At 53.9% G+C, this 22,101-nt stretch carries 23 protein-coding genes; 9 read left to right on the forward strand and 14 right to left on the reverse strand.

What is annotated here, in order from left to right; all coding sequences use genetic code 11:
• Positions 1-20: 20 nt before the first annotated feature.
• Together FDW88_RS12145 and FDW88_RS12150 are read left to right on the forward strand one after the other, a co-directional pair.
• Positions 21-1,355, forward strand: a complete 1,335-nt coding sequence (locus FDW88_RS12145) for a PLP-dependent aminotransferase family protein (RefSeq protein ID WP_137362619.1) — start codon at positions 21-23, stop codon at positions 1,353-1,355.
• Between the two features lie 123 nt (positions 1,356-1,478).
• The gene (locus tag FDW88_RS12150) at positions 1,479-1,829 is read left to right on the forward strand and encodes a DUF2002 family protein (protein ID WP_096756010.1); all 351 of its coding nucleotides are present in this window, start codon (positions 1,479-1,481) and stop codon (positions 1,827-1,829) included.
• On the opposite strand, the gene alaE is transcribed toward FDW88_RS12150, so the two are convergent.
• Positions 1,794-2,297, reverse strand: a complete 504-nt coding sequence (gene alaE, locus FDW88_RS12155) for an L-alanine exporter AlaE (RefSeq protein ID WP_137362620.1) — start codon at positions 2,295-2,297, stop codon at positions 1,794-1,796. The two genes, FDW88_RS12150 and alaE, sit on opposite strands and share 36 nt — an antisense overlap.
• Before the next feature lie 488 nt (positions 2,298-2,785).
• On the opposite strand from alaE, the gene stpA reads away from it, so the two are divergent.
• Complete coding sequence (gene stpA / locus FDW88_RS12160) at positions 2,786-3,187, forward strand: DNA-binding protein StpA (RefSeq protein WP_137362621.1); 402 nt, start codon at positions 2,786-2,788, stop codon at positions 3,185-3,187.
• A 35-nt stretch (positions 3,188-3,222) separates the two neighbouring features.
• On the opposite strand, the gene FDW88_RS12165 is transcribed toward stpA, so the two are convergent.
• The 3 genes from FDW88_RS12165 to FDW88_RS12175 all read right to left on the reverse strand — a co-directional run bounded on the left by FDW88_RS12165 (position 3,223) and on the right by FDW88_RS12175 (position 4,319).
• On the reverse strand, positions 3,223-3,402 hold the full coding sequence (locus FDW88_RS12165; RefSeq protein ID WP_115257657.1) for a hypothetical protein: 180 nt from the start codon (positions 3,400-3,402) through the stop codon (positions 3,223-3,225).
• 80 nt (positions 3,403-3,482) lie between these two features.
• The gene (locus FDW88_RS12170; protein WP_135911540.1) at positions 3,483-4,010 is read right to left on the reverse strand and encodes a rhodanese family protein; all 528 of its coding nucleotides are present in this window, start codon (positions 4,008-4,010) and stop codon (positions 3,483-3,485) included.
• Between the two features lie 9 nt (positions 4,011-4,019).
• Positions 4,020-4,319 (reverse strand): helix-turn-helix transcriptional regulator, encoded by a 300-nt coding sequence (locus tag FDW88_RS12175; protein ID WP_096756015.1) that lies wholly within the window; start codon positions 4,317-4,319, stop codon positions 4,020-4,022.
• Positions 4,320-4,503: 184 nt separating this feature from the next.
• Between FDW88_RS12175 and FDW88_RS12180 the strand changes: the two genes are divergently transcribed.
• Positions 4,504-4,662: a YqaE/Pmp3 family membrane protein gene (locus tag FDW88_RS12180; RefSeq protein ID WP_015585265.1), complete on the forward strand. Its 159-nt coding sequence runs from the start codon at positions 4,504-4,506 to the stop codon at positions 4,660-4,662.
• Here the strand turns inward: FDW88_RS12180 and csiR are convergent.
• From csiR to FDW88_RS12215, 7 genes are all read right to left on the reverse strand, one after another.
• Entirely contained in the window at positions 4,659-5,351 is a 693-nt protein-coding gene (gene csiR, locus FDW88_RS12185; RefSeq protein ID WP_096756016.1) for a DNA-binding transcriptional regulator CsiR, read from the reverse strand. The two genes, FDW88_RS12180 and csiR, sit on opposite strands and share 4 nt — an antisense overlap.
• A gap of 45 nt (positions 5,352-5,396) precedes the next feature.
• A complete protein-coding gene (gene gabP, locus FDW88_RS12190; RefSeq protein WP_096756017.1) occupies positions 5,397-6,797 on the reverse strand; it encodes a GABA permease in 1,401 nt (466 codons plus the stop codon).
• 144 nt (positions 6,798-6,941) lie between these two features.
• Positions 6,942-8,225 (reverse strand): 4-aminobutyrate--2-oxoglutarate transaminase, encoded by a 1,284-nt coding sequence (gene gabT / locus FDW88_RS12195; RefSeq protein WP_117343199.1) that lies wholly within the window; start codon positions 8,223-8,225, stop codon positions 6,942-6,944.
• A gap of 24 nt (positions 8,226-8,249) precedes the next feature.
• Positions 8,250-9,698: an NADP-dependent succinate-semialdehyde dehydrogenase gene (gene gabD / locus FDW88_RS12200; RefSeq protein ID WP_137362622.1), complete on the reverse strand. Its 1,449-nt coding sequence runs from the start codon at positions 9,696-9,698 to the stop codon at positions 8,250-8,252.
• A 23-nt stretch (positions 9,699-9,721) separates the two neighbouring features.
• Positions 9,722-10,990 (reverse strand): L-2-hydroxyglutarate oxidase, encoded by a 1,269-nt coding sequence (gene lhgO, locus FDW88_RS12205; protein ID WP_137362623.1) that lies wholly within the window; start codon positions 10,988-10,990, stop codon positions 9,722-9,724.
• 19 nt (positions 10,991-11,009) lie between these two features.
• Positions 11,010-11,987, reverse strand: a complete 978-nt coding sequence (glaH, locus tag FDW88_RS12210; protein WP_137362624.1) for a glutarate dioxygenase GlaH — start codon at positions 11,985-11,987, stop codon at positions 11,010-11,012.
• Between the two features lie 260 nt (positions 11,988-12,247).
• Complete coding sequence (locus FDW88_RS12215; RefSeq protein ID WP_137362625.1) at positions 12,248-12,850, reverse strand: short chain dehydrogenase; 603 nt, start codon at positions 12,848-12,850, stop codon at positions 12,248-12,250.
• 98 nt (positions 12,851-12,948) lie between these two features.
• Between FDW88_RS12215 and FDW88_RS12220 the strand changes: the two genes are divergently transcribed.
• Positions 12,949-13,839, forward strand: coding sequence for a LysR family transcriptional regulator (locus FDW88_RS12220; RefSeq protein ID WP_115257665.1), 891 nt, complete (start codon positions 12,949-12,951; stop codon positions 13,837-13,839).
• Between the two features lie 96 nt (positions 13,840-13,935).
• Here FDW88_RS12220 and FDW88_RS12225 read toward each other — a convergent pair whose 3' ends face one another.
• The 3 genes from FDW88_RS12225 to FDW88_RS12235 are packed head-to-tail and all read right to left on the reverse strand — an operon-like array spanning position 13,936 to position 16,887.
• Complete coding sequence (locus FDW88_RS12225) at positions 13,936-15,450, reverse strand: tripartite tricarboxylate transporter permease (protein WP_137362626.1); 1,515 nt, start codon at positions 15,448-15,450, stop codon at positions 13,936-13,938.
• Positions 15,451-15,460: 10 nt separating this feature from the next.
• Positions 15,461-15,895, reverse strand: coding sequence for a tripartite tricarboxylate transporter TctB family protein (locus tag FDW88_RS12230; protein WP_096756025.1), 435 nt, complete (start codon positions 15,893-15,895; stop codon positions 15,461-15,463).
• A 14-nt stretch (positions 15,896-15,909) separates the two neighbouring features.
• Positions 15,910-16,887, reverse strand: a complete 978-nt coding sequence (locus FDW88_RS12235; protein ID WP_137362627.1) for a tripartite tricarboxylate transporter substrate binding protein — start codon at positions 16,885-16,887, stop codon at positions 15,910-15,912.
• 152 nt (positions 16,888-17,039) lie between these two features.
• Here FDW88_RS12235 and tctD point away from each other — a divergent pair, with 152 nt between their 5' ends.
• The 4 genes from tctD to FDW88_RS12255 all read left to right on the forward strand — a co-directional run bounded on the left by tctD (position 17,040) and on the right by FDW88_RS12255 (position 22,101).
• On the forward strand, positions 17,040-17,714 hold the full coding sequence (gene tctD / locus FDW88_RS12240; RefSeq protein WP_115257666.1) for a transcriptional regulator TctD: 675 nt from the start codon (positions 17,040-17,042) through the stop codon (positions 17,712-17,714).
• Positions 17,701-19,113, forward strand: coding sequence for a sensor histidine kinase (locus tag FDW88_RS12245; protein WP_137362628.1), 1,413 nt, complete (start codon positions 17,701-17,703; stop codon positions 19,111-19,113). The genes tctD and FDW88_RS12245 overlap by 14 nt, the downstream gene beginning before the upstream one ends.
• 296 nt (positions 19,114-19,409) lie before the next feature.
• Entirely contained in the window at positions 19,410-20,825 is a 1,416-nt protein-coding gene (locus FDW88_RS12250) for an undecaprenyl-phosphate glucose phosphotransferase (protein WP_137362629.1), read from the forward strand.
• A complete protein-coding gene (locus FDW88_RS12255) occupies positions 20,815-22,101 on the forward strand; it encodes an outer membrane beta-barrel protein (protein WP_137362637.1) in 1,287 nt (428 codons plus the stop codon). Before FDW88_RS12250 ends, FDW88_RS12255 begins: the two co-directional genes overlap by 11 nt.

A 22,101-nucleotide genomic window follows, 5' to 3' on the forward strand; every position in this document is an offset into this window, starting at 1 on the left:
ATCAAAAAAGCAGACCATAAATGCCACGCTATCAGCAAATCGCCCGTCAGTTAAAAACCGCTATTGAGAAAGGGGAACTTAAGCCTGGCACACGCTTGCCGTCCAGCCGCACCTGGTCCCAGGAACTGGGCGTTTCACGCTCGACGGTGGAAAACGCCTACGCAGATCTGGTGGCGCAAGGCTGGCTGGAACGACGCGGGCAGGCCGGAACGTTTGTCAGTCAGCAACTGCGACTGGACACTTCGCCCGTCGCACCAACGGTCTTTGCCGGAGAAAACCCTACACCGCAACTTTTTCAGATGGGATTACCGGCGCTCGATCTCTTTCCCCGCGAAGTCTGGGCGCGGGTGATGGGGCGGCGTTTACGCACGCAGACACGTTTCGATCTCGCCTTGGGTGATGTCAGCGGCGAACTGTTGCTACGCCAGGCGATCGTTGATTATCTGCGCATATCCCGCAGTATTGAGTGCCTGCCAGAGCAGATTTTTATTACTTCGGGCTATGCGGCCTCCATGACCTTAATCCTGCGGGCGCTGGCAAATCCCGGCGCAGGGATATGGGTAGAAGATCCCGGTTTTCCGCTGATCCGCCCCGTTATAACGCAGGAACAGGTTGAACTGCTGCCCGTCCCGGTCGATGGCGAGGGTCTGGATGTGAGCGCCGGGATCCGCGACTACCCGCAGGCGCGTTTTGCCCTCCTCACGCCAGCCCATCAAAGCCCGTTGGGCGTTGCTCTCTCGCTTGACCGTCGACACCAATTGCTGGAGTGGGCCGCCCATGCGCGGGCATGGATCATTGAAGATGACTACGACAGCGAGTTTCGCTACCACGGAAAACCGCTGCCGCCGCTAAAAAGCCTGGATGCGCCGCAGCGGGTGATTTATGCCGGTACCTTCAGCAAATCATTATTTCCGGCTTTACGTACAGCCTGGTTGGTGGTGCCGGTGACGGAGGTCGCGCGCTTTCGCCGCCAGGCGGCGCTGACGGCTTGTCACGTGCCGCTGTTATGGCAGCAAACGCTGGCGGATTTTATTCGTGATGGCCATTTCTGGCGGCACCTGAAAAAAATGCGCCAACACTATGCCCAGCGGCGTCAGTGGATGGAAAGTGCGCTGACGGAATACGGCTTTACCGTTGTACCTCAGCAAGGCGGAATTCAACTGGTGATATCGGTGAGCGGCGAAGATACGGCGTTGGTGCGCAAAGCGAATCAGGCTGGCCTGGCGGTTCAGGCGTTAAGCCAATGGCGAATAACTTCAACGGGAGAGGGCGGTATATTACTGTCGTTTACCAATATCCCGTCGGTGGAAATGGCCCGGCAGGCCGCCCGTCAACTTCGGCTGGCAATAACCTGATCCAGCGCCATGCTTAAGATAGCCGCCTCACTCTCTTCATGCGTTTATGGACTTTTCTGAAAGCGTTGCTAATGCTGAATCAGGTAAGGTAAGCCCGCGGTAAAAGATAACGAGGAAAAATATATGTATTTAAGACCCGATGAGGTGGCGCGCGTACTTGAGAAAGTAGGCTTTACCGTGGATGTAGTGACGCAGAAAGCGTACGGTTATCGACGTGGCGAAAACTATGTGTATGTTAATCGTGAAGCGCGTATGGGACGCACAGCATTAGTGATCCACCCCACGTTAAAAGAACGAAGTTCTTCGTTAGCGGATCCGTCAACGGATATTAAAACCTGCGATCACTATCAGCAATTCCCGCTTTATTTAGCCGGAGAAACCCATGAACATTATGGTATTCCACACGGCTTCAGCTCGCGTATTGCGCTGGAACGTTATTTAAATGGGTTGTTTGGTGACGTGAGTACAAACTAAAGACGCGACTGGCGGGGCCAGTCCTTTCGCCTGATGATAGCTGCTGACTTTAAACAGACGGCGGCAATAATCAAGGAAGTAGCCGTACACCGCACCCATCAACATTGAAACCACGATGTTGGAACTGACGGCCGCCGTGATCTGGTGCCAGTCTGCGCCAACCGTGAGCAGAATGACCACATACACCGGTGACTGGAAGGTCACGTATGCCAGCACATCCGCCAGATTTTTTGCCCATCCCGCCGGTGTGGCTTTACGCGCCGCACGCATAAACAGATCGCGGTACATACCGTAAGGCCAGGCGATCAGAATGTTGACAGGAATCGCCACCAGTCGGGAAGAGAGCGACTGCTCAAAGGTCATTCCGGAAAGGAATACTTCAATCAACATGTTCACGACAGAACAGTAAACAACCATCGCGAACGTGTCTGCTACAGCATGACGCAAGCGTGACTGCGGAGAGAACATGTTAATGCTCCTTGTAAGAAGAGGTAAAAAGGTATCGCATACCTTGTTGCTAGTGATTTGTTTTGCTGCTTTCGCGCTTCAATAGGATATCTGCCTGCATAATAACTATCAACTAGCTTAAAATTTTTATTTATTGTCTTTTTGTCGATAAAATGCTCTGCAATGGTCTGTTTTTTGTTCGTTTTGGCATTTTCGTTGTCATGTTGATTAAATGTCTTTCAAATCATTATGTTATATTGATTTGTTTTTCTGGTTTTTTTACGAACTTTTCTAGATGTTTTTGAATATTACGCCGACATATTTATTTTTATTATCGGGTCATTACAAAATTGCATTGCAGGATGCCCCTGCGATGAGGTGATAAATATTAAGGTAACGTTTTGATTAATAGCTCGAGATCGACAGGGGCTGGAAATAGAATAATCAATCGAATATAATTTTTGCTGTAATACCATTTTTGCTTTATGCGTTAAAGAGGTTTTATTAATATGAGTTCAATGTTAAAAAACTTAAATAATATCCGCTCGCTGCGTGCAATGGCTCGTGAATTTCCGGTCGATGTACTGGAAGATATGCTGGAAAAATTCAGGGTGGTCACCAAAGAACGACGTGACGAGGAAGAACAGTTACAGCGCCAGCGTGCAGAACAGCAGGAAAAAATTAATACGCTGCTGGCGCTGATGAAAGCAGATGGGTTTGAGCCAGAAGAGTTGCTAAGCATGACGACGGTGACGTCGCGAGCAGTTAAAAAACGTCAGCCGCGCCCGGCAAAATATCGTTTTACCGATCTCAATGGTGAAGTGAAAACCTGGACTGGACAAGGCCGCACGCCAAAACCTATTGCGCAGGCACTGGCTGCTGGTAAATCACTCGATGATTTTTTGATCTAATTAGCAAGGCGGTGAGAGTGTCTCACCGCTTATTTTCAGCAAACGCCAAAATCGCCGTCTTCGCTATATCGGGTGACATCTGCTGCTTTCAGGGTGAATTTTTCACCGCTTTCATTACTGGCCTGCACGGCCACAATCTGCTCGTCATTTACTTCAACAACTTTCAATTTTGGTCCGCCCATACGCGGTTGAACCAGATCGCCGGGTTTAAACATACTGTCCTCCGTTCTTGATGGCAAAACCCACCATAGATCAGGGCCATCGGCGGGTACAGCGCTGTTTCACTGATTACCGCTTAATGAGTACGCCGATTCCAGGGCATTTTATCCAGCAGCCGCGCCATGCCGCAGAAGCCGGTAACGCCTGCCAGGATAAGCCCCGCGCCGACAAAGCCGCTGAGCAGAAAGAAGGCGCTGCCAACGGCGTAACCGAGAACCACGCCGAGTAAGATAAGACTGCCTGCGGCAATCTGCACCTGGCGCATCAGCGGTAACGGCTGTGATTTATCTTCTACGACCGGCAAACCTGCTGCCTTCCAGCCGTCGATTCCCCCCTCAAGCAGCCAGCACTGGGCTGGTGCAGCAATTGCACTCAGTTTTGTGGCCGCATTTTGTGTGCGCTTACCCGACTGGCAGTGAAAAATAATGCGATCAGCGCGTAAGTTATCCGGCAATAACCCCTGGTCGAGCGCGGACAACGGTGCCAGATGCGCCTGCGGAATATGTTCGCGCAGATACTCATCGGCATCACGAATATCAATCAGTTTGGCTCCTTGCGCTAACAGCGTCTGCGCCTCGCGCGGGGAAATCGTCCCAATGGTCATGTTGGCTCCTTACGGGCAATATAGTGTTTTTAATGTGGCGATGAGGGAATTCACCGCCGCATTTTTGATGAAGTAGAGAATGCGCTGGGCATCACGTTGGCGGTCTATTAATCCTTCTTCGCGCATCCGCGCCAGATGCTGGGAGGTGGCAGAGGGGCTGAGTCCGGTGATCCGCGCAAGCTCACCCGCGCTGGTCCCCGGCGACCCGCAAAGCATGCACAAAATGAGCAACCGCTTCGGGTTGCTCATTGCTTTTAGCAAGCTGGCGGCCTGTTCAGCGCTGGCCTGGAGTTGTTCGAGTTCAGTCATATTTATTTAAGTAATTGCTAAATTAAGCATAGTCTAAAATAAAGAGACAGCTTACGCCAGCGTCAAGAGCGTAAAGGAGGGTAAAACAGCAGGGCGAGACGGGTGGAGTTAGCTACACTGATTATTCTTAGAGATAAAATCTCTTTCTAAACAATGATTAATTTTTTGCTTGTAGGGAGTGTGTATGGGGTTCTGGAGAATAGTTTTAACGATCATTTTACCTCCGCTTGGCGTGCTGCTGGGCAAAGGTTTTGGCTGGGCGTTTATCCTCAATATTGTGCTGACGCTGCTGGGCTATATCCCTGGTCTGATCCACGCTTTCTGGGTACAGACCCGCGATTAAACTTTTTCTGCCAGCAGTTTGCCGGACATCGCCTGCTGAATAATCGGAATCGGCGTCAGCAGGTGCTGGCGCATTAATTCACTGGCGCGTACGGCATCGCGCGCCAGAATTGCGTCGGTCAGCGTCTGATGCTGATCGTGTTTATCTTCCAGCATTTCCACCGACAGCACCGTTTTACGCAGCCAGATAAACCGGTAGCGCGCCGCCAGAGAGAACAGCCGTTCACGCATTTGCAGCAGATACTGCGACCCACAGCCGGCAACAATCGCCGTATGAAACGCCTGATGGCGCTGATCCCATTCATCCAGCATCTCTTCGCTGGCATCAACGGCTTCCAGTTTGCTGAGCATATGTGCGCGCGCCAGAATTTCCGCTTCCCAGGCGTCGTCGCCGCGTTCGATAGCCAGACTGACCAGCATGGCTTCCATATTGGCGCGGGCGTCAAAAATATCCAGTAGCTCCTGCTCAGACATTGACGCCACACGATACCCTTTCTGATTGACCACCGTGACCAGTCGCTCCGCCACCAGCTGCGAAAGCGCCTCGCGCAACGGTCCTACGCCGAGTTCATAGCGTGACGTCAGCAGACTCATTCGCAATTTTTCATCTGGCTGAAACACCCCGCGGATAATGTCGTTCTTGAGCCAGCGGTATCCATCAATGGCCGTCGGTTGGGAAATGGCGGTCATGGTCTTACTCCTGAAAAGGTGTCCCGGCCTGCGCCGGGAACAGGTTTAGCGCGTACTGTGCAACGGTGCTTTTTGCCACGATAGCAGTTTTTTCCAGCGCGCCATAATCGGCACGGTGCAAATGATCGCGATGGCGAGCAGCCCGGTTGAGATGACTTCCAGCTGTTGTGCCGGACGAAACAGCATCGCCACCAGTACAAAGCCAATAAAACCGATCACCAGCCACGTCAGCCACGGATAGAGCCACATTTTCATCTTGATATCTGCACCTTCCGCCAGCAGGATTTTGCGCATCCGCAGTTGGGAAACAGCAATGACCAGATAGACCAGCAGCGCGATGGCACCAGAGCTGTCGATGAGAAATTTAAACACTTTTGCCGGTGCGTAATAATTCACGATCACGGTGAGAAACGCCGCCCCGGTGGAGAGTAGCACGGCGACATAAGGCGTTTTGCTGCGGTTGAGTTTACCCATAAAGGCCGGGGCATCACCGCGACGGCTCAGGGAATACAGCATACGGGAGGAGGTATACAGCGCTGAGTTCAGACAGCTGGTGACTGACAGCAAAATGACACAGTCCATGATCAGCTTAGCGTGCGGGATATGCAGTAACTCCAGCACCGAGCGGTAAGAGCCCACCTCTTTCAGCCCCGGCATATTCCAGGGGATCAGCGCGACGACCACAAAAATGGAACACAGATAGAAAATGGAGATACGCCAGATGACTGAGTTCGTGGCGCGCACGATGTGTTTATCCGGCGTGTCGGACTCGGCGGCAGCAATGGTGACAATTTCTGCGCCCATAAAAGAGAACATGGTGATCAGCATCGCGCTCAGCACTGCGCCAAAACCGTTGGGCATAAAACCGCCCTGATCCCATAGCCTTGATACTCCGCTGACCTCGGCGTAGGGATAAAACCCACTAATCGCCGCCGCCCCGAGGGCAATAAATGCCAGGATGGCAATCACTTTGCACAGTGCCAGCCAGAACTCAAACTCGCCGTAATTTTTGACGCTTAGCAAATTACTGCCGGTTAACGCCAGCGTGATAACCAGGGAAAATAACCAGATGGGCACGCCCGGGATCCAGGAATGCAGAATGATGGCGGCAATGTTGGCTTCCAGTGGAATAACCAGCACCCAGAACCACCAGTACAGCCAGCCAATGGTATACCCAGCCCACGGGCCGATGGCCTTATCGGCATAGGTAGAAAACGATCCGGTATCCGGCGTGGCGACGGCCATTTCGGCCAGCATGCGCATAATCATCACCACCAGTAACCCGGCGAACAGATAGGCCAGTAGCACCGCGGGACCGGCTTCTGCAATCGCTACGCTTGAACCGACAAACAGGCTGGCGCCGATAACCCCGGCAATAGACAACATGGTGACGTGGCGTGATTTCAGCCCGCCCCCTAAATCATGTGATTGTGACACTTGCCCCATCTTTTAACCTCGTTATTGTTATTGACGTCGCTTCCTGCACCTTACCCGTAGGCCCGGTAAGCGGAGCGCCACCGGGCATCACAATATTGCCGGAGGCGGCGCATGCGCTTTATCCGGCCTACAATCCCCGCTCAGATACGGGGTTTAGCCTTGCTTCGCCTCGGCAAAACACTCGGCGATGATGTCCAGCCCCTGGCGGATTTGCCCGTCTTCAATGGTCAGTGGAACGAGGATGCGCAGCACGTTGTAGTACGGTCCGCAGGAGAGCAGGATCAGCCCTTTATCACGGGCGCGGGCGACAATTTCGGCGGTCAATTTCGCATTAGGCTTATGGCGATCGCCGTCTTCAAACAGTTCAATCGCAATCATCGCCCCCAGGCCACGTACGTCACCAATCTCACGGTGGGTTTCGGCAATCGCCAGCAGGCCGTTGCGCAGGGTGTTGCCGAGGTCATTGGCTTTTTGCAGCAGATTTTCCTGCTCGAAGATGTTCAGCACCGCCAGCGCGGCGGCACAGGCAATCGGGTTCCCGGCATAGGTGCCGCCCAGACCGCCCGGTGGGATCGCGTCCATCACCTCGGCGCGTCCGGTTACGCCCGCCAGCGGGAAGCCGCCGGCAATTGATTTGGCGAACGTGGTGATATCCGGCGCGACGCCCATTTGTTCCATCGCGAACAGTGTGCCGGTACGGCCCGCGCCGCTCTGGACTTCATCGGCAATCAGCATGATCCCATGCTCGTCACAAATGGCGCGCAGGCGCTGCATAAAGGCAGGGGAGGCGGCATAGAAACCGCCTTCGCCCTGGATAGGTTCAATGACGATGGCGGCAATGTCTTCCGGTGCGGCATCGTTTTTGAAGATGCGGTGGATACTGGCGATGGCATCGTCTTCGCTGATGTCATGCAGCGCACAAGGATACAGGGCGCGATAAACGTGGCCCGGCATCAGCCCCATACCGGCAGAGTAAGGGTTTACCTTTCCGGTCAGCGACAGGGTGTAGTGGGTTCGGCCATGGTAAGCGCCGCTAAAGGCAATGGTACCGCTGCGTTTGGTGGCGGCGCGGGCAATTTTTACCGCGTTCTCCACCGCTTCGGAGCCGGTGGTCACTAGCAGGGTTTTCTTGGCGAAATCGCCCGGCACCTTTTGGTTCATGATTTCACACAGTTCGAGGTACGGCTCGTAGGCCAGCACCTGGAAGCAGGTATGCGACAGCTTTTTCAACTGCGCTTCTACCGCAGAGACAATCTGTGGGTGCAGGTGGCCGGTGTTCAGCACCGCGATGCCGCCAGCAAAATCAAGGAATTCACGCCCTTCAACGTCCCAGACCCGGCAGTTTTCTGCGCGTTCGGCAAAAATCGGGTGGATCTGTCCTACGCCACGTGGAACTGCGTTGCTACGACGTTGCATGAGTTCTTTATTGGTGCTCATCAGGTGTTCTCCAGTATTGTTTTATTAAAGTCCGATACACATGTATTTGATTTCTAAATAGTCTTCGATGCCGTATTTCGATCCTTCACGGCCAAGACCGGAGGCTTTGATGCCACCAAAGGGAGCGACTTCGTTGGAGATAATGCCGGTGTTAATGCCGACAATGCCGTACTCCAGCGCTTCACCGACGCGGAAGACGCGGCTCAAATCACGGGCGTAGAAATAGGCGGCAAGGCCGAACTCGGTATCGTTGGCCTGCGCGATGACGTCAGCTTCGTCTTTAAAGCGGAACAGCGGTGCCAGCGGGCCGAACGTCTCTTCTTTGGCAACTTTGGCATGGTTGGGCACGTCGACCAGGATGGTTGGCTGGAAGAAATTACCGCCCAGCGCGTGAGCCTTACCGCCGCTGATAATCCGGGCGCCTTTATCCAGTGCGTCGGCGATGTGTTCCACTACTTTGGCGACTGCCTTTTCATCGATCAGCGGTCCGGTGGTGACGTCAGGTTGCAGGCCGTCGCCAAGGTGCAGCTTGCTTACGGCTTGTTGAAGTTTTTCGGCAAAGCGCTCATACACGCCATCCTGGACATACAGACGGTTGGCGCAGACGCAGGTCTGCCCGGCATTGCGGAACTTCGAAGCCAGCGCGCCTTCGACCGCTTTGTCGAGATCGGCATCGTCAAAAACGATAAACGGCGCGTTGCCGCCCAGCTCCAGCGACACTTTTTTGATGTCTTTGGCACACTGCTGCATGAGCTGACGACCAATTTCAGTGGAGCCGGTAAACGACAGCTTGCGCACCAGCGGGTTGCTGGTGAGCTCATTGCCGACCGCGCCCGCCGAACCGGTGACCACGCTGAAGACGCCTGCCGGGATCCCGGCGCGGTTAGCCAGTTCTGCCAGCGCCAGCGCGGAGAACGGCGTCTGGCTGGCGGGTTTAAGCACCATGGTGCAGCCTGCGGCCAGCGCCGGACCAGCTTTGCGGGTGATCATTGCCGACGGGAAGTTCCACGGCGTAATTGCGGCGGTGACACCAATGGGCTGCTTAATGACGATCAGGCGTTTATCGGCCTGATGGCCGGGAATGGTGTCGCCATAAATGCGTTTACCTTCCTCGGCAAACCATTCAATAAAGGAGGCGGCATAGGTGATTTCGCCTTTGGCTTCCGCCAGCGGCTTACCTTGTTCGAGTGTCATCAGGCGGGCGAGATCGTCCTGGTGCTCAATCATCAGGTTGAACCAGCGGCGCAGAATCGTCGCCCGCTCTTTGGCGGTTAGCGCACGCCAGGCAGGCAGTGCACGGTTAGCTGCCTCAATGGCTTCACGGGTTTCATCCGCGCCCATTTTCGGTACGCTACCCAATTGCTGACCGTTGGCGGGATTGGTCACCGCGATAGTTTCGCCGCCGTTGGCGTCGCGCCAGTGGCCGTCAATCAGCGCCTGCTGGCGAAATAAGGTGGGATCGTTAAGTTGCATAATAGCGTCCTGTCGTAAAAGGGTTAACGGGTAAAGGCGGCGTGTAATGTCTCCACGCTACGTGCCGCACGCAGCGTGCGTCCGGGATTGCTCTGGTTTTCCAGTAGCGCATGAACTTTGCTGACGATATGCGCCCCGATGGGGAGAGCCGATGTCGCCGCCGGCGAAGGCGCGTTGCAGGTGTGGATCGAGCGCGGCGTGGTGACAAACAGGAAGTCGTCAATCAGTTTGCCATCTGGCGATACCGCTTGTGCTCGCACGCCCGCAGGCCAGGGCTGCAGGTCTTTTAGCGTCAGGCTCGGGCAGTATTTTTGTACCCGGCGCAGGTAGCCGCTTTTGCACAGCGAGTTTTTCATCTCGCTTAAGCCGGAACGTAAATTGTTTTGCAGCACCCTACGGATGCCGGAAGAGCCGAGGATTTCCAGCGTGTCACTCAACGAAATATCACGTTTACGATAACCTTCACGCTTAAACGCCAGCACCGCGTTGGGGCCGACCGTGATGCTGCCGTCAATCATGCGGGTGAGATGTACGCCGAGAAACGGCATTGACGGATCGGGGATCGGGTAGATCAGGTGGTTGACGATGTGGTTATGTTCCGGCGCCAGACGGAAGTATTCCCCGCGAAACGGACAGATGATAAAGCCCGGCTCAACGCCGAGCATTTTCACCAGTCGGTCAGCCATCAACCCGGAGCAACTAATCAGCGTAGCACCCTCATACTCCTGGCCCTGGCGGGTGTGTACGATAACGCCCGCAGCGTGTTCTTTCAGGCCGCTGACTTCGGCGTTGTAAACAATCTCGCCACCTTTGGCCTGGAAAATTCTCGCCATCGCGGCGGTGACGTCGCGGTAGCTGACGATCCCGCTTGATGGCACAAAAATCCCGCCCAGCCCGGTGATGTTAGGCTCGCGCTCGTGCAGTTCTTCGGCATTGAGCCATTCGCGCTCAAGACCGTTGGCGGCGGTGCGATCCCACAGGGCGCGCATACGCTCCATTTCAAGCGTTGAGGTGGCGACCAGCATCTTTCCACAGACGTCATAGCGGATGCCGTTTTGATCGCAAAAGGCTTTGGTGGCGAGATTACCGGCCAGACAAAACTTCGCCTTCAGGCTGCCGGGGGTGTAATAGACCCCGGCATGGATCACTCCGCTGTTGTGGCCCGTCTGATGACAGGCCGGACCGGACTCTTTTTCCAGCAGCGCAATTCTGGCGTCCGGGTAGACATCAATCAGCTGCATGGCGGTCGACATGCCGATAATGCCGCCGCCAATAATCACAAAATCATACATCCGCTTAATTCCTTCGCGCTTACTGATGCGTCTGGTAGTGGTTTGTAGCGTAGGCAAAGTAACCACGCTGGCGCATCAGTTCGCGGCGCAGGTCCGGATGCGACGTAAAGCGATCGCGACCGTGCAGCCAGAACAGGTTGTTGATCAGCAGGAATTTACCGACCGAAACCGGAACGGACAGGATGCTTTTGCTGGTCTCCAGCGCATCGGAGAGCGCGCTTAGCCAGACACCCTCTTCATAATCTTTTGGCTGGACGAACTGGTCGATGTAGCGCATTACCGGGCGACCCTGCTGGTCGACGTCAAACACCGGATGAAACACGTCCTGGCTGACGTTTTTGCTTGGCGGCGCGGCAAAACGCATTGGGCGGCGGGCCAGCGGATGGGTGAAGTAGTTCTCCAGATGTTCCCAGTCGTCGAGGTGCAGCAGCAGCGAATTGCCGCCGGCCATGTTCTGCTCGTCGATTTTCATCATCAGCACGTAGTCGGTGATTTCTTCGAGGTAGGTGCCGTCGTTATGCAGCTCCATTACGCGGTGTGGCTGGCGCAGGTAGCTGTCGGAGTTATCGACGTTTTTCACCACGAAACGCGCGTAGTACTGACCGCTCATCGCATCAAAGTTGGAGCGGCCGATCAGATGCGCCACTGCCGTTGCCAGTTTGACCATCTCCTCTGCCTGCGCCACGTCATCGACACCTTCCGCGTTGATCAGCAATGCACCTTCGGCGCGATCCAGCAACGTTTTTAGCAGCAACGGTTGCAGCTGATTGCCGCACAAGTCGTCGAGGATGTTTGCCACTTTGAAGCGCAGGAAGGATTTGTATTCCAGCGCCTGCACCGGCCATTGCGCCACGGCCTGCAGAAATTGCTCAGCGGTTTGGGCAGAAAACGTCAGCTCCAGCAGGCGTGGTGACTGGGCTGACGGTTTCAGCGTGAAGCCACGGTAGTGCTGGGCTGGATCTTCAGCGTTCGGTTGTACGGCAGTCAGTGCGTTCATCAGAATCGATCCTCTCAGTAGATTGTCAGGGAGACATGGCGCTGCTCGTTTCGTAGCCATAAACTAAAAATATCTACATTTTTGGAAAACGCGCACAGAATGAACTTGTTTGTTTATTATTTGTGATCAAAAACAACAAATATTTAACATTATAAAAGGTGAGGGTAATTACGCGGAGCGGGAGGGAATACGGAGAAGGATCTTTTAAAACAGAGGGTTAATCAGGCTGCCGCTGGCGGAGCGCCGCAACAGCCGCAATATCAGTAGCCGACTTTGTAAATACGACCGGTTTGAATGCCTTCGACGCTGCGCCGATAGGCGTTAGCGACCGTGGCGGCGGGGACGCTTTCAAAGCCAGGGAAGAAACCGTCATACGCCGCAGCGGATTCACTCAGCACGGTGGGGCTTATCAGGTTAATGCGTATGCCGCGCCCTAATTCGCAGGCTGCGGCGCGTACAAACCCTTCCAGTCCGGCGTTGACCGTGGCAGCACTTGCCCCTTGCGCAATCGGCTCATGGGCGATAATACCGCTAATCAGCGTAATCGAGCCGCCCTCGTTGAGGTAATGCTGCCCGGTCAATGCCAGCCGCACCTGGCCTAGCAACTTATCCTGCAACCCCTGATTAAACTCGCCGTCGGTCATGGTCGACAGGGGGCCAAAGAACAGGCTACCGGTGGCGGAAACGATGGCATCTACCCGACCGATTTTTTCAAACAGCGCCTGCACGCTGTGCTGTGAGGTGATATCGACCTGGTAATCACCCTGCGTGCGGCCCACGCGAACAATCTCATGTTTGCGACCCAGTTCTGCTGCGACTGCGCGGCCGACGGTACCGCTGGCACCAATAATGACGATTTTCATAACCACCTCCGCAATTGTGTGAGCCGCTATTCTTTAATGAAAATGAAATCGGATAAACTGGCTAAAAGTTAGATGATTACTAACCAGAGGTTTGTAATATGGATAAGCTTCGCGGCATGGAAACGTTTATCGCCGTGGTGGAAAGCGGCAGCTTTACCGGGGCGGCAACGCGGTTGGAAATGTCGGCGGTGATGGTAGGGAAATATATCGCACTGCTGGAAGCGCAGCTCGGTACACGGTTACTGGAGCGCAACACCCGTCGGCAAAGTCTGACCGACGCCGGGCGCGTCTATGTTGAGGAAGCCCGGCGGGTGCTGGAACAGGTGTCGATAGCCGAACGCTCGGTGGAACGACTGCGGTTGGCACCGGTGGGGACGCTGCGCATCAGCGCGCCCACGTCTTTTGGCGCCTGTGTCGTTTCGCCGCTGGCCGCGGCTTTTTTACAACGCTGGCCCGAGGTGCGTATTGAACTGGATCTGACTAACCGGATGGTGGATTTGGTGAACGAGGGGGTCGATCTGGCGATCCGCATTGGTGATATTCACCAGACGGATGTGGTGGCGAAATATCTGTGCCCGTACCGTATGGCGATCTGCGCGTCAGCGGACTATCTGGCGCGTTACGGTACGCCCCGGACGCCTGCAGATCTGGTAGACCATCTGTGCTTGTCCCACACGGTGTGGACGGCGCGTAACGAATGGACGTTGCCGGGTATGGAAGGTGAAGTCAGATGGAAACGCGATGCGATCCTGCGCTGTAACGATGGTCACGGTCTGCGCATGGCGGCGGTGGCGGGCGCGGGGTTGCTGTTGCAGCCGGAAGTGTTGCTGGCGGACGAGCTTGCCAGCGGCAAACTGGTTCGAGTGCTGGAGGGCTTTACGCCACAGCCGCGACCGATTCATCTGCTGTGGCGTCAGGATTTACGCCCCTTGCCGAAACTGACGCAGTTTGTCGAGCATATGCTGGAAGGCACGCAGGGGTTACGCTGAAAATAAAAATGCCGGATGGCGTTGCGCTAATCCGGCCTACGGGAGGTAGCTATTGTAGGCCGGACTAGACGCGTCAGCGCCCCATCCGGCCTATTATTAGCCGATATCCACCTGCGGTTTGCGGTTGCGCTTGCGGATCAGGCGCAGCACCGGTGGGATCACGATAACCATCACCGCCATCGCCAGCAGGACTTTTGCCACGCCGCTGGCCCACAGAATATCCATACTGCCGTTGCTGATCGACAGCGCGCGGCGCAGGTTCTGCTCCAGCATTTCGCCCAGTACAAAGCCTAAAATCAATGGCGACATCGGGAAGTGCATTTTACGCAAAATGTAGCCGAAGACGCCGAGCCCGACCATCAGTATCAGATCGAACGTCGTACTGTGTACCGCGTACACACCGACAGCGGAGACCGCCGCGATGGCCGGCACCAAAAACCACAGCGGGATGGTCAACATGCGGGTAAACAGACCGATCAGCGGGATGTTCATCACCAGCAGCATCACGTTGGCAATCAGCAGTGCCGCAATCAATCCCCAGACGATGTCCGGTTGCTCGGTAAACATCGCCGGACCCGGGGTGATGTTGTACAGCGTCAGCGCACCCATCATCACCGCCGTGGTGCCGGAGCCAGGTACGCCGAGCGTCAGCATTGGAATAAACGAGCCGCAGGCCGAGGCGTTATTTGCAGCCTCCGGTGCGGCAACGCCGCGAATATCCCCTTTACCGAAGCTGTCGCTGTTACCGCTGAGCTTTTTCTCGGTCATGTAGGTTATGGCGCTGGCGATGGTCGCCCCGGCGCCGGGCAACACGCCGACAAAAAAGCCTATCACCGACGAGCGCAGCGTCGCGCCCACGCATTGCGCACCTTCTTTGGCGTTGAACATCATGCGGCCGGTTTTACGTACCAGCGCCTGACCGCTGCTGGTATGTTCCAGCATTAACAGGATTTCTGAGACAGAGAACAGCCCAATCACCACCACGATAAACTGCACGCCGTCGGAGAGATGGACACTGTCAAAGGTGAAGCGATATACCCCGGTGTTGGCGTCTACGCCGACGGTCGCAAGGCCAAGACCGATCAGCGCTGCCAGAAAGGATTTCAGCGGGTTTTGCGCCATCATGCTGCCGAGGCAGGCAATGGCGAAGACCATTAAGGCAAAGTATTCTGCCGGACCGAAGGCCAGCGACCATTGAGCCAGTGCCGGAGCAAACAGAATGATGCCGCCGATGGCGATCAGCGAGCCAAAGAAAGAGCTGACCGCCGAGATAGAGAGAGCCACGCCGCCGCGTCCTTGCTGCGCCATCGGGTAGCCGTCGAGGGCGGTCATAATAGCGGCGGCATCGCCGGGAACGTTCAGCAAAATCGACGAGATTCGCCCGCCGTATTCGCAGCCGATGTAAACGGTCGCCAGCAGGATCAGCGCGGACTCTGCGGGAAGGTGCAACGCAAAAGCCAGCGGCAACAGGATCGCCACGCCGTTAATGGGGCCTAGCCCCGGCAACAGCCCGACAATGGTGCCAACAAAACAGCCGATCAGCGCAATGACCAGGTTTTCCGGCGTCATCGCCACCGCAAAACCCTGAGAAAGATATATCCAGGTATCCATCGTTTCTCCGTTAACTCAGCCAGGCGCCGAGAGGTAAGGTGACGTCAAGCAGCCGATCGAAGGCATACCACAGCAGAATGCCAAGAACCGACCCGGAAATACCCGCCGCCGGGATGGTGGCCCCGAACAGCAGGCCAATCACCACGGTGAGAATGGCGGTGGCAATGGGAAAGCCCAGCCACTCGAATCCCCAGGCGTACATAAACAGAATAATCACCATCGTCAGCAGCTTTTGCAGTACGTGGCGACGAGGCCAGCTGATGGTGTCCGGGTGGCGCAGGAGTAACGCCACGGCGCACAGCAACATCAGGCCGATAATGCCCAGCGGAAAGGGACGCGGGCCGACCGGCTCATAGCTGTATTCGCTGGTTATTTGCCAGGCCACGAACAGCCCGGCTATACAGAGCAACAGCCAGATACCCGCAAAAATACGATCGCTCATCATTGTTGCCCCTGCGCTTATTTAGCCAGACCGAAGGCTTTTGCCTGCTCACGATAATCGGTGACCTGCTTCTTCACGTAGGCGTCGAGTTGTTGCCCACTCATGTTGAATTCAAACAGACCGCGAAGATCGCGTTGCTTTTTAAATTCATCGGTTTGCTGGAGTTTGGCAAAGGCGTCAACCCACCATTGATACTCGGCGTCGCTGACTTTGGGTCCGACGTAGAAGCCGCGGATAATCGGCCACACGAGGTCATATCCCTGCTCTTTGGCGGTGGGCACATTGGCTAACTGACCCGGTAAACGTTGGTCGGAGAACACCGCCAGGACGCGGATTTTGTCGCCGTTGAGGTAGGGCACCATCTCGCTGAGATCGCCGGAGACCACCTGCACGTGATTGCCCATCAGCGCTGTGACCGGTTCACCACCGCCCTCGAACGCCACGTAACGCATCTTATGCGGATCGACGTTGGCTTTTTGCGCCAGCAACGCCGACTTCATCCAGTCCTGACTGCCAATAGAGGCACCGGCGCCAATCACTACGCTGTTGGGATCTTTCTCCATGGCCGTCAGCAGGTCTTTCAGCGTTTTCCATGGGGCATCGTTGCGCACGGCAATCATGCCGTAGTCGGTGCCGACGCTTGCCAGCCAGCGCACATCGTCGACGCCGTAACGGCCAAATTTACCCTGCGACAGGTTCAGCAGCGACCCGCCGGAGAAGGCCACCACGGTGCCTGCTTCGGCAGGGCGTTGGGCGACGATGGCGTTATAAGCGACCGCCCCGACGCCGCCAGGCATATAGGTCACGCGCATCGGTTTTTCGATGGCGCCGGTTTCCATCATGCTCACCTGAATCAGCTTACAGGTGAGGTCAAAACCGCCGCCGGGTTTTGCCGGGGCGATACATTCGGTGCGTGAAGGCGCTTGTTCCGCCAGAACAGAGGTACTCATCAGTAACATGCTTGCAGTAAGGGTATGAAGTAATTGTTTTTTCATTATTTATCCTCACGCCGGATGACCGGATTTCGGGTACGGAAGATTATTTTTGTGATTATGTGAGCCGATGTGTAGCAGTTCGGTTGCGTGATTGTTAAAACATTAACCTTTCAATTCCCTTTCAATGCGGCAGAAACTTTACAGGATGTGATATGCGTCTCTTATTAGCGGAAGATAACCGTGAGCTCGCTCACTGGCTGGAGAAAGCGCTGGTGCAAAACGGTTTTGCCGTTGACTGCGTGTTTGATGGTCTGGCGGCCGATCACCTGTTACACAGTGAAACCTATGCGCTGGCGGTGCTGGACATCAATATGCCTGGGCTGGACGGTCTTGAGGTGGTTCAGCGGCTGCGTAAGCGCGGGCAAACGCTTCCCGTTTTGCTGCTGACAGCACGTAGTGCGGTGGCGGATCGGGTAAAGGGGCTTAACGCCGGTGCGGATGATTACCTGGCAAAACCGTTTGAGCTTGAAGAGCTGGATGCCCGGCTGCGGGCGCTGCTGCGGCGTAGCGCGGGGCAAGTGCAGGGTATACAGCAACTCGGTGAGCTGGCGTTTCATGATGAGGGTTATTTTCTGCTGCAGGGACAACCGCTGGCGCTGACGCCGCGCGAACAGGCGCTGCTGACGGTGCTGATGTACCGACGGTTGCGTCCGGTCTCGCGCCAGCAGTTGTTTGAACAGGTCTTCAGCCTGAGCGATGAGGTCAGCCCCGAAAGTATTGAGCTTTACATCCACCGTTTGCGTAAAAAACTGAACGGCAGCGACGTGCGTATCGCGACCCTGCGCGGCCTGGGCTATGTACTGGAGCGCAGTGATGAAGTGGGTTAAGCCGCAGTCGCTGTATCTGCAACTGCTGATGTTCCTTGGCTTACCGCTGCTACTGCTGTGGGGGCTGTCGGCGTTTAACAGCTATGTCAGTGCCCTGCAGGCAGCGACCCAGGCGTATGACCGGACGCTGCTCTCATCGGCGAGAACGGTATCCGAGCGGCTGGTGGTGCGCAATAAACGCCTGGAAGTCAACGTACCGTGGGTGGTACTGGACAGCTTTGAGCTGAACATGAACGATCGGCTGTACTACAAGGTGGTGGATCCGACGGGGAAGGTCATTTCTGGCTATGACGATTTGCCGGCGATGCCGCCTTCCACCTCGCGCACCCGGCTATACCCGGCGCTGGCGTGGTTTTATCATACTGAATATCGCGGGGAGGCTATTCGCGTGGCACGCCTGCTCCAGCCGGTGAATGAAGGCGGGATTGTCGGTATGGCGGAGATTTATGTCGCCGAAACGCTGCAATCACGACGCTATCTGGCGCGACAGCTGCTGTTCTCATCCTGGGTATCCCAGGGGCTGCTGGTACTGCTGACGCTGGTGCTGGTCGGTTGGCTGCTGCGACGGGTATTACGCCCGATGCGCCAGCTGTCATCATTGATGGTACGCCGCGAGCCGGGGCTGCTGACGCCACTGCCGGAGCTGCTGCCGTGGTCGGAAACTCGTTTGCTGATCGTGGCCTTCAATCGCTACATTGACCGGCTACGCGCACTGATATCGCGCCAGGAGCGGTTCAGCGCAGATGCTTCTCATCAGTTAAAAACCCCGCTGGCGGTGCTAAAAACGCAGGCTGCGGTAGCCCTTGCTAGCCCGCAGCCGCAGCAGTGGTATGAGAGTTTACAGGCCATGAGCACTACGCTCGACAGCACCATTCAATTGACGGAGCGATTGTTACAGCTTTCTGCCGTGAAGCGCAAAGAGCAGGGAGAAAGACACTTTTCATCGGTCAATCTGTTTGAGGTGGTGCAAACCAGCTGTTTTACCCGCCTGGCGCAGGCGCGCAGCAAAGCCATCGATCTCGGCTATGAAGGGGAACAAGAGGCGGTGTGGATTGAAGGGGATGATGTTTTGCTCGGCGAACTGTGCGGAAATCTGCTGGATAATGCGCTGAAATACACGCCTGCACAGGGGATGGTCACCGCCCGGCTGCTGCGTGAGGGAGAAAGCGTGGTGCTGGTGGTTGAAGACAGTGGCCCCGGTATTGATGACGATCGGGTGCATCAGGCGCTGTTACCGTTTCATCGCCTGGATAATGTGGACAATGTTCCCGGGGCGGGGATTGGGCTGGCGCTGGTCAATGATATTGCTCGCCTGCACCGCACGCACCCACAACTGTCGCGCAGTGAAACTCTGGGAGGGTTAAGCGTGCGGGTGCGGTTTTTATGCGTCGCGGGTTAAAGCAGCTAAAAATAATCAGGCATAACCTATTTTGCTAGTCGACGAATGGTTATCTGTCAATAATATATCCGTTGTAGATAATCATATATTTCTAATAATAAAAATCAAATAGTCATGAAAATAATATCCAATTAAATCAAGTGGGTATGAATTTTTCATGAGACTGTAGTCACAATTTGTAATACTAGTAATTACATTTGCTGACACTCCGACATTGCGATTTTTGAGCTTGTGATATAATTAGCCATATCAAGCGATAAAAAAATAATTAAAATCAATCGATAATAGGCTGAGATATGCTTAAAAATTCGCTAAAGATTAGCAGTCAAGGATATCCAGTTTATATAAAACTGGTCGATTTCCTTGTCATCAATTTTACTCTAATTTTTAGCGCAAAACTGCTAGGCATGCTGCCGTTTTCGACGATTGTAATCCTCAGTGTGATCTTCTCACTTCTGTTTTTGTTGTTTGCTGAATACACCAAAATGTACCAGCAGAAGATCAAAACCATTAGCTTGCGCAATCAAAAGAGACTGCTGGCGTGTACGCTACTGGCCATTTTCTGTAATGAGTGGGTTCGTACGACCATTGCGGATCCTCAGTCGCTGGGGGATCTGAATGCACTGGATCCGCCTTTTTGTTCAGCTATTGTCATTTGGTATTTTATTCCACTACCTGTCCTTTATTTTATTCGTTTTTTTCTTTTTAAATACTCAGCCAAGAAACATATTCGCGTTGCCGTTATTGGCCTGACCGAGAATGGTCTGGCGGCGGAAAATGCGTTGACTACGGAATACGCCAACATCAAGTTAGACCTGGCATTTTATGATGAGCGCAGTCCAGATCGTTGTGGCGATGTGGTTGATAAAATAAAAAGCCCCTTTCGCGGCTCGGTCATTAATTTAGTTGAAGAAGCCAAAAATGGGAATATAGATGAGATCTATATTGCGCTACCGATGGTGGCGTTACAGCGCATTCGTCATTTTTTGGCGATGATGTCTGATACCACGGTCGATACCTATATTGTGCCTGACTTTTATACCTACAGTAACAATATGTCCAAGCTGCGCTCGATCCACAACCTGCAAACCATCGGCATTTTTAGCTCGCCGTTTGAAGGTGCAGGATCGTTTATTAAGCGGACTGAAGATCTGGTACTCGGGAGTCTCATTATGGTGATGATCTCCTCACTGATGCTAGTCATCGCCATTGGGATCAAACTCACCTCGCGCGGCCCGGTATTTTTCAAACAAGACCGCTATGGTCTGAGTGGGCAAAAAATTAAGGTCTGGAAGTTTCGCTCAATGCGGGTGATGGAGAATTCTGACACCGTTATTCAGGCTACGAAGAACGATCCACGGGTGACGAAATTCGGTAGTTTTTTACGTCGCACCTCGCTCGATGAACTGCCGCAATTTATTAATGTGTTGCAGGGAAGTATGTCGATTGTCGGTCCCAGACCGCATGCAGTTACGCATAACGAGCAGTACCGTAAGCAGGTCGAAAATTACATGATCCGCCATAAAGTGAAGCCAGGGATCACCGGTCTCGCGCAGATTAACGGGTTTCGTGGGGAAATCGATGCGCTCTATAAGATGGAAAAACGTGTCCAGTATGACATTGAATATATTCAAAACTGGTCATTATGGTTGGATATAAAAATTATTATTAAAACTATTTTCAAAGGATTTGTCGGTAAGAATGCATACTAAAATACTCGTTATTACCGGGATCGTGATATCGCAGTCCGCATGGGCTGATCTGACACCGAAATCACACATTGGCTTTGCGGGGATCGACTTCCAGGGCAAGGTTGCTGTGGATTATGGTTATGATGATAACGTGACATATCAGCCACATAACCGCGATGCGAAAGGTTCCGCCTTTCAGAGTGCTGCGCCCGTGCTGAGTATGATCGGCGAGCGCGGTCAGGATACGTATTTGCTGATGTATTCGGGGGATTATCGCCACTACTCCAGCGATTCTGCGGATAACTACAACGATCATTTTTTCCGTTTTAACGGTGCCTGGCGTTACGGGCGAATGCATGGCTTAACCCTAAATCTGGAAGATTCGCTTGGGCATGAAGATCGCGGTCGCGATATTACTGAGGGCTTTTTGCCGAGTCAGTTTCGCCAGTATGGGATTAAATCTCCACTGACGACCGATTTTATCAACAGCGAACTGCGCTACAGCTACGGCGCGCCGGATGGGCGCGGTAAAGCGGAACTGGCGTTGTTATATAAAAAGCTGACGTTCGGTAATACGTCGGATGTTCAGGATACCAGTAAAGAATTTTATACCTACATTCAGCAGCAGGAATGGCATGAGAATAGCCTGGTTGCGGAGATATTTGACCAGTACACGTCGAGAACACGTTTTCGCTATAGCTTTATTACTAACCAGCGTCATTACGATAACAACTCAGAAAAAGACAGTAATGAATACTATTTGCTTTACGGCCTGAAATCGCAGTTGACGGGTAAAACGAATGTCGACATGAATATTTCATGGTTGTACAAAACATTTGAAAACGATCCAAACTCGCATGATTTTAATGGTCTAAACTGGGATGTAAAAGGAGAGTGGAAACCGTTACAGCAGTCAGTTTTCACCGCGCGGACGTCACAAAGTATTAAAGACCCATCGGAAGTTGGGGGCTATATTTTAGTTACTGAATATGGGATTTCTTACCAGCATTTTTGGTTGGGTAATCGCTTTTCTACCCTTCTCGACTATGCATACACAATGGAAGATTATAAAAAACAGAACAAAGATCGCCATGATAAAAATGGTGTATTTAGCGTAACGATGAGCTATGACTACACGCCGTCGGTGAATTTTGCGATTAAATATCAGGTAGATACATTGAATTCTAATAAGGATACTGACTCGTTTTATATCGGTCCCAACGACAAATATAAAGTCATCAGAACGCTAGGTTATGATAATTCTATGATTATGCTTACAGCTAAGGTTCAGATCTAA

The organism is Citrobacter sp. wls829, assembly GCF_005280825.1.
In the GTDB taxonomy this organism is placed as follows: domain Bacteria; phylum Pseudomonadota; class Gammaproteobacteria; order Enterobacterales; family Enterobacteriaceae; genus Citrobacter; species Citrobacter gillenii.